Origin of the sequence: Kitasatospora sp. NPDC050543, from assembly GCF_044457565.1 — a bacterium.
GTDB lineage: Bacteria > Actinomycetota > Actinomycetes > Streptomycetales > Streptomycetaceae > Kitasatospora.
On the sequence record NZ_JBITGZ010000007.1, the window covers coordinates 102,812 to 118,601 of the forward strand.

At 72.1% G+C, this 15,790-nt stretch carries 6 protein-coding genes; 4 read left to right on the top strand and 2 right to left on the bottom strand.

Features of this window, described 5'->3' with window-relative positions; all coding sequences use genetic code 11:
- Positions 1-197 precede the first annotated feature (197 nt).
- The gene (locus ACIBH3_RS11255) at positions 198-4,610 is read right to left on the bottom strand and encodes a ricin-type beta-trefoil lectin domain protein (RefSeq protein WP_396311675.1); all 4,413 of its coding nucleotides are present in this window, start codon (positions 4,608-4,610) and stop codon (positions 198-200) included.
- A gap of 325 nt (positions 4,611-4,935) precedes the next feature.
- Here ACIBH3_RS11255 and ACIBH3_RS11260 point away from each other — a divergent pair, with 325 nt between their 5' ends.
- Both ACIBH3_RS11260 and ACIBH3_RS11265 read left to right on the top strand, forming a co-directional pair.
- Entirely contained in the window at positions 4,936-11,997 is a 7,062-nt protein-coding gene (locus ACIBH3_RS11260) for a ricin-type beta-trefoil lectin domain protein (protein WP_396311676.1), read from the top strand.
- A 52-nt stretch (positions 11,998-12,049) separates the two neighbouring features.
- On the top strand, positions 12,050-12,940 hold the full coding sequence (locus ACIBH3_RS11265) for a hypothetical protein (RefSeq protein ID WP_396311677.1): 891 nt from the start codon (positions 12,050-12,052) through the stop codon (positions 12,938-12,940).
- Between the two features lie 101 nt (positions 12,941-13,041).
- Here ACIBH3_RS11265 and cutA read toward each other — a convergent pair whose 3' ends face one another.
- Positions 13,042-13,362 (bottom strand): divalent-cation tolerance protein CutA, encoded by a 321-nt coding sequence (gene cutA, locus ACIBH3_RS11270; protein WP_396311678.1) that lies wholly within the window; start codon positions 13,360-13,362, stop codon positions 13,042-13,044.
- Between the two features lie 203 nt (positions 13,363-13,565).
- On the opposite strand from cutA, the gene hemG reads away from it, so the two are divergent.
- Both hemG and hemQ read left to right on the top strand, forming a co-directional pair.
- Positions 13,566-15,017 (top strand): protoporphyrinogen oxidase, encoded by a 1,452-nt coding sequence (gene hemG, locus ACIBH3_RS11275; RefSeq protein WP_396311679.1) that lies wholly within the window; start codon positions 13,566-13,568, stop codon positions 15,015-15,017.
- A complete protein-coding gene (gene hemQ, locus ACIBH3_RS11280; RefSeq protein ID WP_396311680.1) occupies positions 15,014-15,742 on the top strand; it encodes a hydrogen peroxide-dependent heme synthase in 729 nt (242 codons plus the stop codon). Before hemG ends, hemQ begins: the two co-directional genes overlap by 4 nt.
- Positions 15,743-15,790: the final 48 nt, after the last annotated feature.

Below are 15,790 nucleotides of genomic sequence, written 5' to 3' on the forward strand. Positions count from 1 at the left end.
CCCGGGTCCGGGCGCTCAGACCATTCGACGGGCGCGGCGTCCGATCGGACCCATTCGGGAGATCCCGACTCGATCACGGCTGGGCCGCGGCCCGGACTCGGCCCGTACCCGGTCCGGCCCGAGGGCCTGTGCCCGGGCATGCGAAAGGCCTGCGGCGCGTGGCGCGCCGCAGGCCCTTCACCGTTCCGCGAAGGCGGCTACGGGTTGACCGGCAGGACGGGGGTGTTCAGGGTCGGGATGCTCCAGCGCTGCGCGGCGCTGCCGTTGCACGTGAAGAGCTGGAGCACGGTGCCCGAGTCGCTGTTGGCCCACGGGACGTCCAGGCACTTGTCGGACTGCGGGTTGTAGAGCGTGCCGTCGGCGCGGGCACGCCACTGCTGGCCGCCCTCGGCCAGGCAGTTCCACAGGATGATGGCGGTGCCCGAGGCGGTGCCGTTGCCGCTGGCCGCCAGGCACTGGCCGCCGATGGTGAGGGTGCCGTTGGCGTTGATGCTCCAGCGCTGGGCGTCGGTGCTGTTGCAGTCCCAGAGCTGGGGGTGCATGCCGTTGCCGGTGTTGCCGTTCGGCGTGTCCATGCAGCGCCCGACGTGGGCCGAGTAGCGGATCGGGCCGTTGCTGGTGGTCGCCGCGACGGCGGTGTTGTAGACGGCGAGGTTGCTGACCCGGCCGCTCAGGTAGTTGCTCGGGGTGTTGTTGTTCCGGTACCGGCCGAGGACCAGGGTGCCGCCCGCGGTGGGGCCGGCCGAGGCGGCGTGCTGCCCGGTGCCGGCCAGGGAGCCGTTGACGTACAGGTTCATCTGGCCGGTGTCCGCGTTGTAGCTGGCGGTCAGCTGGGTCCAGGTGTTGAGCTGGTACGCCGCGGCGGGGCCGGTCGCACCGGAGTAGTCGTACGGCCAGTCGTTGTCGGCGTCGCCCCGGGCGATGGCGAACTTCCAGGTGCCGTGGTCGGCGTAGATCATGAACGAGCTGCCGTTCACGGTCTCCTGGCTGACCACCATGCCCGCGTCGTCCTTGGCCAGGTAGGCCCAGGTGCTGACGGTGAAGCTCTTACGGGTGTCGACCACGCCCTTGGTGCTGGTGATGGTGGACTTGACGGTGCCGTCGAACACCGCGACCTTGGTCTTGCGGCCGTCGACGGTCTCCTCGTTCCAGGTGACGTTCGAGGCGGTGCCGTTGTACGCGACCGGGTTGGCCTTGGCGTCGCCGGTGAGCGGCCACTGGACGTACGGGGCCTGGGTGGTGCCGCGGAAGTGGTCGCCCGCGAAGCCGGTGACCTTCGTGCCGGTGACGGCCGCCGGCCAGACGTGGAGGTTGCCGGAGGCGTCGGTGGCCCAGAGGTCGGGCACGTCGTCACCGGTGAGGTCGCCGTCCGCGCCGACCGTCGGGAAGGCCGTCGCGGTGACGCCACCGCCGATCTTGGCGACAGGATTGACGGCTATCCCCCTGACCTCGGTCGAGGTGTCGGGCCGGGTGGCGGTGGTCAGCGCGTACTGGAAGATGTCGCCGTTGGTCCGGTTGCGCACCCAGAGAGCGGGTGTCGTGGCGGTGGTGGCGCCGATGGCCAGCGTGTTGCCCGGGACCATCAGGTCCTTGTCGTCCCAGCCACCGGCCGAGACCAGGGCGGGCGGCGCCAGGGTGTGGTTGGTCTTGACCGGGTAGTACCAGAGGTTGCCCGAGTCGATGGCGAAGACACCGGTCGCGTCGGTGACCTGGCGGCTCGGGGTACGGGTGTCCTTGGCCGAGCCGATCGGGGTGATCTGGCGGGCCTGCGCCCAGGATCCGCCGTCGTGGTGGCCGGCGCAGGAGGTGGCGAAGGCGGTGTCGCAGTCCGGCCGGTCGATCGGCGTCATCGTGCCGCGGGTGAAGCGGCCCGGGTCGGAGAGCGTGTCGGAGTAGTAGTAGAGCGCGTCGTCGCCGTCGGAGGCGCCGGGGCTGCTCGGGTCCTTGTGGACGAACAGGTCGTCGAGATTGGTGGTGGGGTCGAGCGCGCCGCGGTGCGTGACCCGGTAGTCCTTCCAGGTGCGGGGGCTGGTCGGGGAGTCGGCGCCGGGCGCCTGGGCGGCGGCAGCGGCCGTACCGGTCGGCGGCACGCTGGTGTTGCCCGGGTCGGTGGCGCGGCCGTGGGTGACCAGGTTGCCGGCCTGGTCCGCGACCAGGATGTCGGGGCGGGCGTCGCCGGTGGTGTCGCCGAACGCGATCGGGCCCTCCGCCCACGGCACGTAGAAGGAGTACGAGACGGTCTGGGAGGAGTTCCCGGCCTCGTCGAAGACCCGGGCGTAGAGGGTGTTGGTGCCCCAGTGGGGCGGCTTGACCGCGAGGTCGTCGACCACCAGCGGGGTGCCCGAGGTGGGCGTGCACTTCTGCTCGAAGCCCGACATCTGCGGGTCGAAACTCCAGTGGATGCACGACAGGCCGGAGGAGATCAGGCCGGCGCCCGGGCTCGGGTCGGAGGCGACCACCGGGATGTGGCCGGTGTCGCCCAGGTGCAGCTTGGTGGTCTGGCCGTTGCCGGACGGCGGGAACTGGGTGGCCGGGTCGGTGAAGGCGCCGAAGGCGAGCACCGGCGGGGTGGCGTCGACCGCGAAGTGGCAGACGGCGCTGGGCGATCCGCGCAGCAGGCCGTCGTCGCCGGAGGCCTGCCAGCCGTAGTGGTGGCCGTCCTGGAGAGTGCCCATCGGGAGGGTGTAGGAGGCCTCGCTGCCCCTGCCCACGAAGCCCGACCAGCCGGTGTGCACGGAGTTGCCGCCGGTGGTGTTGTCCCAGACGTTGACCCACTCGGTCAACTGGCCCTGGTTGGGGCTGTTGACGGTGGATCTGAGCGTGGTGGTGGTGCCGGTGATGTAGCCGTACGCGGAGAGCGGCACGCTGGCGCAGGCGTCGGTGTCGGCGGTGGTGACCCGGTGCGGGGCCGGGACGGTGTGCGGGTTGCCGGGCACACCGGGCGGGAAGTCGTACTCGCTGCTCAGCGTGGCGTCGTAGGAGTACCGCTTGAAGCCCATCCGCTGGCCGCTGCCCTCCTGGCCGAGTACGGCGAAGGCAAGCGGCACGTTGGTGTTGCGGATGCCGTCACGCAGGGCATTGGTGATGTTGAAGTCGATCGGGATGTCGTTGTAGCACTGCGACAGGGTGCCGTTGCCGGGCACGGACTTGCCGTCGAGCCACTCCCGGACCTCGTGGTTGTTCCAGGAGACCGACGAGTCGAACTCCCGCGCCCGGTAGAGGTTGACCGGGTAGGTCGTGGTGCAGGAGTGGTCCGAGGAGATGTACTGGCTGATCCGCAGGTTGGCGTAGTTGATGGTGGCACCGGCGTAGCCGTTGAGGTTGAACTCGAACAGCGCCCGCTCGATCCCGGTCGCGCTCTCCCAGCCCTGGAAGCCCGAGCCGGGCCGGTCGCGGTCGGTGGAGCCGGTGCGATCGAAGTTGCCGGTGGTGTTGTGCGCCTGCATCACCCAGGCGTGGTGCTGCTTGCCGCGGGCGTCCTGCGACCAGGACGGGTCGACGTAGACCGGGTACGAGGTGTTGCCGCCGTCGAGCAGATCCGGGCTCGGGGTCAGGGCGATCGACCCCTGCTTGTGGTCGCCGTTGCCCTGGACCTTCGCCTCGGCCACGGGGATGGTGGCGACGGTGGCCAGGCCGCCGGGGCCGGCGGTGGTGCTCGGCGCGTCCGGTGCCGTCCGGGTCGCTGCGCCGGTGTCGCCCTGGCCGGGCGCGGCCGCCGCGGCCTGCGGCGCCGCGGGTGCGGAGAACCCGGCGTCCAGGGTGGCGGACTTCGCGGAGTACCGGGCGTCCAGTGCGGCGGACTTCGCGGCGGCCCGGGCGGCCGGGGTCCGGGCCTCACCCGCGGACCACATCTGCGGGGCCGGGGCGGTGAACACCGGCTCGCCGTCGGCGGTCGCGGTCAGCGCGCCCTCGCCGTTCTTTGTGAGCTCCAGGCCCTTGGTGACGGTGGGGAAGACGAGGGTCCGCACCGCGGGGTTGGCCGCCGCCGCAGGCGTGCGCAGCACGACGACCGTCGTGTAGCCGCCCCACTTGGTGGCGGTCACCTGAAGGTCGGTGTCCGGGGCCACGTCCGTGAACAGGGCTCCGTTGCCGCTCAGCCTCGGGGCGGGGAGCGGGCCGGAGAAGGGCGAGGAGACGGCGAGTTGCTTGCCGTCCTTGGTGGTCATGGTGGCCAGCGGGCCGTCGCCGCCGCCGGAGATGACCAGGTCGCCGCTGGAGGCCTTCGCCGAGACGGTGCCGTCCGCGCGCTTGACCAGGGTGTCGTCGAGGGCGGCCCAGGAGCCGTCGGTGCGCTTGATGCGCTGGGCCTGCTGGTGCTGCTCGGAGCGCAGCTTGCCGCCGGCGGTCGCGACCACGGTGGTGTACTCGTCGGTGAGCTCGGGGACGGGTATGTCCTTGCCCGCGCTCTTCGCCCGGGCGAGGGCCTGCTGGACCGCGTCCCGAACGGGCGGGGCGGCCGGCTGCTCGGCCGGCCTGGCCGGGGCGGGCGTGCCCGCGGCAGCGTGCGCGGCGAGCGGAGTGGCCGTCAGTAGGCCGGTGGCGAGGACGAATGAGACCGCGACCGATGCGGGCCGTCTGGCAGGCCGGGCGGGTCTGGGCGTGCTGGGCATCGAGCTCCCCGAAGTTTGGCGCTCCGCGATGCGGATGTGCAGAGGTCAGCGGCACCCTGGCAGTCCTGACGGGCTGTCTCCAAAGCGGCCGGAGCGCGGTTGTCCGGATATGGCCGCTAAAGAAACCGAATGGACGGCCTGTGAGATGTGTCACGCCGGGCGATGATCGCCCACGGTGCAGACATCGTCGTGGTGGGGCTGCTAGTTTCCCGTCCGATTGTGTTGATGATCATCAAATATCTTTCACAGACGACGGGGTGGCAGAGTGTCAAATCCGGACAGACCCAGCCGTACGGGATTTCCCTGGAGATGGATAGTCGGGCCCGTGGCCCTCGCGGTCGCGGGCTCGCTGATCGGTCCGGCGGCGCAGGCCGCGGCCGGCCCCGACTTCTCCAAGGTCTGGCAGCCTCCGGGCACTCCGCTGCCGGGCAGCACCCCGGTGAAGGCCACCGACGTGGCCAAGGCGACCGCGATCGCGCCGCACTATCCGGTGCCCCCGCGGGCCGGCAAGACGGCTGCCCCGGCGCCCGTCCAGCGTGAGTCCGCCACCGCCGAACTGTCCGGTGCCCGACCGGAATCGCCGTCGCGGGCCGGGAAGCTGCCCGTCTGGGTGGCGCCCAAGCCCGGCGTGCCCGCCGCGCCGCAGGCCGTGACGGTCGTCCAGGGCGACGGGCAGGCCGCGCACGCGGCCGGGGTGAACGGGCTGCTCTTCACCCTGACCGCGCAGCCGCAGGAAGCCCCCGTGGCCTCCGTGGCCCCCGGCACGCCGCAGGAGCCGGCGGCTGTCGCCCCGGTGCTGGTCGGCGTGGACGTGGCCGCGCTCGATGCCGCCACCGGTGGTGAATTCGCCTCCCGCGGGCGCCTGGTGACGCTGCCGGCCTGCGCCGCGACCACCCCAGAGTCGCCCGCCTGCCAGGTCCGCACTCCCGTGACGGCCCATTACGAACAGGCCACCGGACGGATGGTGGCCGAGGTGCCGCTGCCCGCCGCTCAATCGACCACCCGGTCCGCCGCCGATTCTGCCGCGCCCACGCGCACCGGCGCCGTCCGGGCCGCGTTCGCCGCCGGTGCGCAGCAGACCGCCGCGCCCGCGGCCGCGCCGCTGCTGCTGGCCGCCGAGACCGGCCCGGCCGGCGGCGGCGGCAGCTACGCCGCGTCCACGCTCTCGCCCTCCTCGGCCTGGGCCGCCGGCAGCGCCTCGGGTGCGCTGACGTACAGCTTCCCCGTTCAGGTGCCGCCCTCGCTCGGTGGCGCGACCCCGACGGTCGGACTCTCCTACAACTCCTCGTCGGTGGACGGCAAGACCTCGGCCACCAACGCCCAGGCGTCCTGGGCCGGCGACGGCTGGGAGCTGAACCCCGGCTTCATCGAGCGCAGTTTCAAGCCCTGCGACAAGAGCGGCATCACCGGCTCCGGCGACCAGTGCTGGGGCGGCTTCAACGCGACGCTCTCGCTCGGCGCGCACTCCGGCCAGCTGGTCCGCGACCGCAACGCCGGCTCGTCCGGCGCCACCACGGACGCGGCCACCGGTGTGTGGCACCCGAAGGACGACGACGGGACCAAGATCGAGTTCGGCTCGGGCGCGGGCAACGACGCCCGGGACGGCGCGTACGCCAAGGTCACCGACAGCTCGGGCACGGTGTACTACTTCGGGCTCAACCACCTGCCCGGCGGTGACAAGAGCGACCCGGCCGCCAACTCGGTGTCCACCGTCCCCGTGTACTCACCGAACAGTGGCGACCCCTGCTACGACTCGGCGCAGGGCAAGGCCTCCTGGTGCCAGATGTGGCAGCGGCTCTCGCTGGACTACGTGGTGGACCCGAAGGGCAACCTGACCAGCTACACCTGGGCGCCGGAGACCAACTGGTACGCCCGCGGCGGCGGCCAGAACAACGGCAACGGCACCCGTACCGTCTACACCCGCGCCAACCTGCCGGCCTCGATCGCGTACGGTCAGCGCCTGGACGAGCAGGTGGCCGCCAAGGGCGCCCTGCAACCTGCCGCCAGGATCGCCTTCACCACCGCCGAGCGCTGCCTGGACACCGCGACCTGCGACCCCGCCCAGCGCACCGTGGCGAACAAGAACAACTGGCCGGACGTCCCGGTCGACCAGGAGTGCAAGCAGGACGGCACCTGCACCCACTACAGCCCGAGCTACTTCACCACCAAGCGGCTGGCGACCGTCACCACCCAGGTCCGGATCAACAACGCGTGGAAGGACGTCGACTCCTACAAGCTCAGCCACTCCTTCCCCAACCCGAACGACAACACCAGCCAGAAGGCGCTCTGGCTGGACTCCGTCCAGCGCACCGGCAAGACGGCCACCCCCGAACTCGCCACCCCCGCGGTGACCTTCACCCCGGTGATGCTGCCCAACCGGGTGGACGGGACCGACCTGGTGCCCGCGCCGCCGTTGATGAACCGCCCGCGCATCCAGCAGATCCACAACGAGATGGGCGGCGTCCTCAACGTCGACTACAACCTGCCGGCCTGCTCCCGGATCAAGAAGGTGATGCCGGCCGCCGAGGACGACAACACCTCGGGCTGCTACCCCGTCCGCTGGCTGCCGCCCGGCTCGGTGGCCGACGCAGACCCGGTGCTGGACTGGTTCAACCACTACACCGTCGCCTCGCTGACCGAGAACGACACCGCCACCGACGCCCCGCAGAAGATCACCAAGTACACCTACGAGTCGGCCGGCTGGCACCGCGACGACGCTGAACTGACCGAGACCAAGGCCCGCACCTGGGGTGACTTCCGGGGCTTCAAGGCCGTCACCACCACCGTGGGCAGCGGCACCGACGGCCCCAGGGCGCAGACCCGCACCACCTACCGCCAGGGCATGGACGGTGACGTCCGCAAGGACGGCAGCGCCCGCAGCGTCCACCTGACCGACGCACTCGGCCGGGACGTCGTGGACGCCGACTGGCTGGCCGGCCAGGCCCTGCAGACCGAGACCTTCGATCAGGCCGACGGCAAGGTCACCGCCCGGACCGTCAACGGTGCCTCCGGCGAGGTCGCCACCGCCACCCACCCGCGCGGCAGCGGCCTGCCCGACCTGGTCGCCCGCTACACCGCCACCACCCGGACGGTGACCACCCAGGGGCTCAAGGCCGACCAGACCTGGCGCACCACCACCAAGACCACCGTCACCGACCCGGACAAGGCCAACCGCGTCGTCACCTCGCTCGAACAGGCCGACGGCCTGCCCGACCTGTGCACGCGCACCGCCTACGCCGCCGGGCCCGACCCGCAGCGCACCGACCTCGCCGCCGAGACCCTGAACGTCTCCGGCCCGGGCGCCTGCACCGCCACCGCCGACGCCGGCAACACCACCTCCCGCAGCCGGGTGCTCTACGACGACCTGCCCTTCGGCCAGGCCGCGGCGAGTGCCAACCCGACCGGCGCCCAGGAGCTGGAGCGCTACGAGAGCGACGGCAGCGCCACCTTCACCACCAAGACCAGCACCACCTTCGACAGGTACGGGCGGACCGAGTCGGTCACCGCTGCCACCGTCAAGGACACCCAGCACCCGAACGGCGCGACCACCCGGACCAGCTACGCGGCGGCCGCGGCGGGCGAACTCCCGTCCACGCTGACCTCCTCGGCGCCGATCCCCGGCGTCGCCACCGGCAGCTGGGACACCGTCACCACGATCGACCCGCGGCGCGGGAACACGCTGACCGTCAAGGACCCCAACAACAAGACCAGCACCCAGGTCTGGGACGCCCTCGGCCGGCTGAGCGGCGTCTGGCTGGCCGGGCGCACCCCGGCGGCCAACGCCAACGCCAACGTCTCGTACACCTACAACCTGTCGAACCAGGCCGGGGTGCCGTCCTCGGTGACCACCTCGGTGCTCAAGCGGGACCTGGCCATGCCGGTCCAGACCCGCCGGATCGACATCCTGGACGGCTTCGGCCGCACCCGGCAGGCGCAGGCCTCGCCCGCCAACCCGGCCTACACCGGCCGGATGATCAGCGACTCGCGGTACGACTCGCAGGGCCGGGTCCAGACGTCCGACGCCGCCTGGTACAACAACGTCTCCGGGCCGAGCGCCACCCTGGTGCAGGCCGCCGACTCGACCATCCCGGCGCAGACCCGCACGACCTACGACGGCCAGGGCCGGGCCACCTCGGTCGCCTCCTGGTCCCTCGGGGTCGAGCAGAACCGCACCACCACCGTCTACGCCGGCGTCGACCGGGTCGACCTGCTGCCGCCCGCCGGCACCTGGCCGACCAGCACCCTCTCGGACGCCCGGAACCACACCGTCGAGCGCTGGCAGTACAACACGGCCACCGCGACCGGCAACCCGGCCGACGCGGTGATCTCCCGGTACACCTACACCGCCGACGGCAAACCGCAGACGCGCACCGACGCGGCCGGCAACCGCTGGTCCTACGGCTACGACCAGCGCAACCGGCAGACCTCGGCGACGGACCCGGACACCGGCACCGTCGTCCAGACCTTCGACGCGGCCTCCCGGCCGGCCAGCACCACCGACAGCCGTGGCCGCAAGCTCGTCTTCAGCTACGACCTGACCGGCCGCAAGACCGGCGTGTACGAGGGCAGCGTGGCCCCGGCCAACCAGCTCGCGGGCTGGTCCTACGACACGGTGGCCAAGGGCAGGACGGCCTCCGCCACCCGCTACGTCGGCGGGGCCGCCGGCCAGGCCTACACCACGGCCGTGACCGGCTACGACGACGCCTACCGCCCCACCGGGATGACCATCACCATCCCGGGCAGTGAGGTCGGCCTGGCGAGCGGCAACTTCACGTACACGGTGTCGAGCACCTTCGACAAGATCACCGGAAACCTGAAGTCCACGCTGCTGCCCGCCCTGGGCGGCCTTCCGGTGGACGACATGGCGTACTCGTACAACGACTACGGCCAGATGTTCAAGTACGCCGGAGCCACCACCTACGACACCCAGACCGAGTACGACGCCTTCGGCCGGGTGATCCGCTCCACCGTCAACCCCTGGGCCACCCAGGTGGTCGTCACCAACGACTACGACCAGGCCACCGGCCGGCTGCGCAACCAGTTCCTGGACAAGCAGACCTCCACCGTCGGCGCCGTCCAGCAGACCGGCTACACCTACGACGGCTCCGGCCGCGTCACCTCCATCAGCAGCACCCCCGACAACAGTCCGGCCAACCGCGACCTGCAGTGCTTCGGCTACGACAGCCTCGGCCGGCTGACCACCGCATGGACCGACACCGGGAACGTCACCGTCCCGGACCCGCTGGAGCACCAGACCCAGGACCAGGGACGGTGCACCAACACCAGCCCCACCAGCGGCGCGGTCGCGCCCTCGCTGACCAACGTCGGCGGCGGCACCCCGTACTGGCAGGAGTACGGCTACGACGTGACGGGCAACCGGACCCGGTTCGTCCAGCACGACATCGGCGGCGACACCACGAAGGACGCCGTCACCACGCAGACCTTCCCGAGCGCCGGCACCGTCAACAACGGCGGCGGCAGCGGCGGTCCGCACGCCCTCACGGGCACCACCACGAAGGTCAACGCCGCGACCACGGTCTCGGGCAGCAGCAGGTTCGACGCGGCCGGGAACACCACCACGACGTACACCTCCAAGACCGGCACCACCGACCTCACCTGGAACAGCGAGGGCAAGCTCGGCACCCTCGCCCAGGCCGGCGCCATCACCGGCATCGGCGGCAAGTGCCTGGACATGCAGGGCGGCAGCTCCGCCAACGGCACCCCGGTGCAGATCTACACCTGCAACTCGGGCGGCGGCCAGCGCTTCGCCACCAACGGCGGCCTGCTCAAGGTGTTCAACAAGTGCATCACCGCGATGGGCACCGCGGCGGGCTCGCTCGTCCAGCTCCAGCCCTGTGACGGCACCGCCGCCCAGAACTGGACGGTCCGCGCGGACGGCACCGTGCTCAACCCGGCCGCCACCCGCTGCCTGGCCGTGCCCGGCGACGTCACCACCAACGGCACCGACCTGGTGCTGGGCGACTGCACGGCACCCGTGCCGGCCGGCCAGAAGTGGACCGTCCCGAACCAGGCCACCAGCTACGTCTACGACGCCGACGGCAACCAGCTGATCCGGCGCAACCCCGGCAGGACCACCATCAACCTCGGCGGTGACGAGGTCACCTACGACACGGTGACCAAGACCCTCACCGGCACCCGGTACTACCCGGTGCCCGGCGGCCTCACCATGGTCCGGGTCGGCGCGGGCGGCCTGACCATCCAGCTCGTCGACCACCACAACAGCGGCCTGCTGACCGTCGACGCCACCAGCCTCGCCGTCACCCGCCGGGCCATGGACCCCTTCGGCAACCCGCGCGGCAGCCAGCCCGCGCCGGGCATCTGGGCCGGGGACAAGGGCTTCGTCGGCGGCACCAAGGACGAGGTCACCGGCCTGACCAATCTCGGCGCCCGGCAGTACCAGCCGAGCACCGGACGCTTCCTCAGCCCGGACCCGCTGCTCGTACCGGACGACCCGCAGCAGTGGAACAGCTACGGCTACTCGCACAGCGACCCCGTCAACCGCAGCGACCCGTCCGGCCTCTACGACCCGGACCTGAGGGCCTGGCAGCTGGAGCAGGCACGCGCCGACAAGGCCAACGCCGTCCCGGCGGAGGAGACCGAGCCGGTCGACCTCGGCGAGGACGAGCCCGCGCCCGAGGAGGAGAAGTGGTGGAAGGTCTGGCAGCCGCGCCATGACACGGCCGTCCTGATGGCCACCGCGTACCTCAAGTCCAAGCACCCGTACAACGACTTCGACATGGACGTCTTCATCCGCGGTGCCTCGGCGAAGGGCAACTCCAAGGCCGGCTACGCCGACATCGTCGAGTGGGGCAAGGACGAGGTCATGATCTGGGAGGTCAAGCACCAGGGCGGTGGCGCCGAGGAGGCCGGCCCGGCGCAGCTCGCCCGGTACGTCAAGAACCTGCAGAAGATGCTGACCGACAGCGGCGACACCCGGACGGTGCGGGTCGGCGACCCGCTCGGGACGGAACTCGGCCCGGTGCCCAACTTCGGCAATCCCTCCGAGTTCATCACCGCGAAGGACGGCCGGAAGGCCGGGATCATCACCTACTCGTGGTCGAAGGACGACCCCCGCGGTGGCGAGCCCGACCCGGTGCCGCACCCCGTGCCCGTCCCGCAGCCCAGCCCGGTACCGCTGAGGAAGGAACTGGGCGGCAGGCGGCCTGACTGGACCTCGACCCGCCCGATCAAGGGCCTTCCGGCGCCCGGAGAGATGCCCCACGCCGTCCCGCTCGGCGAGGGCGGAGGGGACGGGCTCACCATCAACGTGCCCACGATGACGCCCCAGCAGCAGCAGACCACCGGGGTGGCGACGGTGGTCGGCTTCATCGGCGGTCTCATCATCCTCTTCAACCCCGTCACCTAGGATGACCTCCGGTTTCGACCGACGGTTGTCCCGAAAGGAGTGGTGAGCAGGCATGCACGCGATCCGATGCGAGATCGACACCGAGTTCCGCGGTACCGAGGCGCTGGCCGACCTGGCGTGGCGCTGGCTCACCGAGGGCGCGGAGCGCCTGGAGGGCGAGTCCTTCCAGGCGGTCCTCGACTCGACCGACCTGGTCGAGGAGTCGCTGAAGAAGGCGGTGCCCTGCGGCCCGCCCGGGGGGCTCTGGGGCTTCCTCAAGGTGGACAGTGTCGGTCGCGGCCGGATCACCAACCGCAGCAAGGTGCTGACCCGCAAGAACCTGCCGAATCTGCGCAAGTGGCTGATCTCGGACGTCCAGCTGGCCGAGCTCGCGATCTACCGGCTGGACGAGCAGGGCATGCCCGGCCAGGAGCTGCTGCGGATGGGCGTCGCGCGTGACGAGGACGCCGAGGACTGGGTCAGGCTCAGCGCGGAAGCCCCCGAGGGGCGCTTCGCGCCGGCCGACCAGCCCCGGTGGACGGAGCTGCTGCGCGACTTCTCGCAGGAGGTCGACCCGTCCTACGCCCAGATCGGCTACAGCCTCACGCTCGGCCGCACCGAGCACGAGGAGCGGGTCGGCCCGCCGCTGCCCGAACTGACGCTGCCGCACTCGCGGCGGCTGCTGCGCGGGTACGAGTGGCTGACGGTGATCCCGCGCGAGATCGCCCAGCAGCTCGGTGGCGCGGAGGCAATCGCCGCCGGTGACTTCCACCGGGTCGAGACCCTGCGCGACGGAGCCGTGCTGCTCCAGGTCACACCGGAGTTCGACGGCTTCACTGGCGGGGCGATCGAGCGGACGTGGCAACTGCTGCGCCCGGCCCTGCGGCCCGGGATGCCCAAGCGGTACCCGGACAGCGACGCGGTCCGGCCGCCGAGCCGGCTCTGGTACGCCGACACCGTCTGAACCCGCACCGCCGGCGAGGCCGGGGCGCACGGACCTGACGTCCGTCCGCCCCGGCCTCGTCCGTTCCCGCCCCCTCGGCTCCTGGCCCGCGCGGGCCGGTGTCAGGGGGCCACGGCCGCCGAGAGCCAGGCCAGGTACTCCGCGCTGCCCGCGGTGATCGGGGTGGCCACCAGCTCCGGGGTGTCGTAGGAGTGCGCGGCCTTCACGTGCGCCTCCAGCGCCGGGTAGCGCTCGGCGGTGGTCTTGAAGGTGATCCGCCACTCCTCGGCCGTCTCCACCGCGCCCTGCCACCAGTACGTGGAGGTGACCGGGCCGTCCACCTGCGCGCAGGCCGCCAGCCTGGCCGAGACGGCGGAGCGGGCCAGCACGGCGGCGGCCACGGCGCTGTCGGTGGTGGTCAGGACGGCGAGGTAGTCGGTCATGCGGCCGATCGTAGAGCGAGCCCGGCGTCAGGCGCGGACGTCCGCGTCGGAGTCGGCGAGCCGGGCCCGCAGGCACCGTTCCATCCCCTCGAACACTGCCACCCGCGCCCCGGACAGTGGCTAACGTAGAGGCATGACCGCGCTGCCCGACCGGACGCGGACGCCGTGACGGCTTCGCCATAAGTTCTGCAAGACTGCGAAGCATGTCGCAACCACATGTCGTCGTGATCGGCGGCGGTATCGCCGGCCTCGCCGCGGCCGCCTTCCTCAGCGGGGCCGCCGGCGGCAGCCCGCGGGCGTCCGTCACCCTGTTGGAGGCCGCCGACCGGCTCGGCGGCAAGCTGCAGGGCGGCGAGGTCGGCGGCGTACGCGTCGACCTCGGGGCCGAGTCGATGCTGGCCCGCCGCCCCGAGGGGGTGGAGCTCGCACAGGAAGTCGGCCTGGCCGACTTCCTGGAGCCGCCCAGCACCGCGAAGGCCGCGATCTGGACCAGGGGCGCGCTGCGCCCGCTGCCCGGCGGCCAGCTGATGGGCGTGCCCGGCGACCTCGACGCGCTGGCCGCCAGCGGGGTGCTCTCCCCGGAGGGCCTGCGCCGGGCCGGGGCGGAGAGCACCGATGGGGGAGCAGAAGGCATCGGGGCCGACGAGGACGTGACGATCGGCGAGTACGTCGCGGCCAGGCTCGGCCGCGAGGTCGTCGACCGGCTGGTGGAGCCGCTGCTCGGCGGGGTCTACGCCGGGCACGCCGACGCCATCTCGCTGCGCGCCGCCGTCCCCGCGCTGCTCCCCCTCGCCCGCAGCGGCGGGCCGCTGGTGGAGGGCGTACGCGCGCTGGCCGCGAAGGCGGGAGCCGCCGCGGGCCCGGTCTTCCAGGGCCTGCGCGGCGGCATCGGCACCCTCCCGGAGGCCGTCGCCGCCGCCTGCGCCAAGGCCGGCGTCGAGCTGCGCACCGGCGCCCCCGTGGCGGAGCTGCGCCGCACCCCCGAGGGCTGGCGGATCGTCGTCGACGGCGAGGTGCTGACGGCGGACGCCGTGGTGCTGGCCGTCCCCGCCCCGCAGGCCGCCCGCCTGCTGCGCCCGGACGCCCCCGGCGCCGCCGCCGAGCTGTCCGCCGTCGAGTACGCCGGGATGGCGCTGGTCACCATGGCCTTCCGTCGCTCCGACCTGACCGAACCGCTCACCGGCAGTGGGTTCCTGGTGCCGCCGGTGGACGGCCACCGGATCAAGGCCTCCACCTTCTCCTCCAACAAGTGGGGCTGGCTGGAGCGTGCCGCCCCCGACGCCTTCCTGCTGCGCACCTCGCTCGGCCGCCAGGGCGAGGAGCAGGTCCTGGGGCTGTCCGACGACGAACTGCTCGCCCGCTCGCTGGCCGACCTCGGCGAGGCCGTCGGTCTGCGCGCGAAGCCGTACGACAGCGCCGTCACCCGCTGGCACGGCGGGCTGCCGCAGTACCCCGTCGGCCACCTCGACCGGGTGGCCAGGATCCGCGAGCAGGCGGAGCGCCTCGGCGGCCTCGTCCTGTGCGGCGCGGCCTACGACGGGGTGGGCATCCCGGCGTGCATCGCGAGCGCGCGCTCGGCCGTCGGGCTGCTCGTTGACAAGGTGTTGGCCCCGCCGGTCGGGGCGCCCGCGACTGAGGGGACAATGTCCGTATGACTGAGAGCACTGAGCAGCAGGGCACCGCGCAGCAGCCCGAGAAGAAGAAGGCGCGCGACCTCAACCAGGTGATCCGCTACACCATGTGGTCCGTGTTCAAGCTCAAGGGCGAGCTGCCCGAGGACCGCGCCGCGCTCGCGGCCGAGGTCGACGAGCTGTTCGCGCAGCTGGCCGCCAAGGACGTCACGGTGCGCGGCACGTACGACGTGTCCGGCCTGCGCGCCGACGCCGACGTCATGGTGTGGTGGCACGCCGAGGACTCCGACGACCTCCAGGAGGCGTACAACCGCTTCCGCCGTACCGCCTTCGGCCGCACGCTGGAGCCGGTCTGGTCGAACATGGCGCTGCACCGCCCGGCGGAGTTCAACAAGTCGCACATCCCGGCGTTCCTCGCCGACGAGCGCCCGCGCGACTACGTCTGCGTGTACCCCTTCGTGCGCTCGTACGAGTGGTACCTGCTCCCGGACGCCGAGCGCCGGGCGATGCTCGCCGAGCACGGTCAGATGGCCCGCGGGTACCCCGACGTCCGCGCCAACACCGTCGCCTCGTTCGCGCTCGGCGACTACGAGTGGCTGCTCGCCTTCGAGGCGGACGAGCTGCACCGCATCGTCGACCTGATGCGCGACCTGCGCCCGTCCCGCGCGCGGCTGCACGTGCGCGAGGAGGTGCCGTTCTTCACGGGCCGCCGCAAGCCTCTCACCGAGCTGCTGAACGGCCTGGTCTGAGCCTCGGCGCTCGGCCACCAGGAGGGTGCCACCCCCGTCGGGGTGGCA

What these genes read in the sequence shown, in the direction of transcription:
- ACIBH3_RS11255 (WP_396311675.1), bottom strand. Translation starts at nt 4,610, where the DNA reads ATGCCCAGCACGCCCAGACCCGCCCGGCCTGCCAGACGGCCCGCATCG.
- hemG (WP_396311679.1), top strand. Translation starts at nt 13,566, where the DNA reads ATGTCGCAACCACATGTCGTCGTGATCGGCGGCGGTATCGCCGGCCTC.
- hemQ (WP_396311680.1), top strand. Translation starts at nt 15,014, where the DNA reads ATGACTGAGAGCACTGAGCAGCAGGGCACCGCGCAGCAGCCCGAGAAG.
- cutA (WP_396311678.1), bottom strand. Translation starts at nt 13,362, where the DNA reads ATGACCGACTACCTCGCCGTCCTGACCACCACCGACAGCGCCGTGGCC.
- ACIBH3_RS11265 (WP_396311677.1), top strand. Translation starts at nt 12,050, where the DNA reads ATGCACGCGATCCGATGCGAGATCGACACCGAGTTCCGCGGTACCGAG.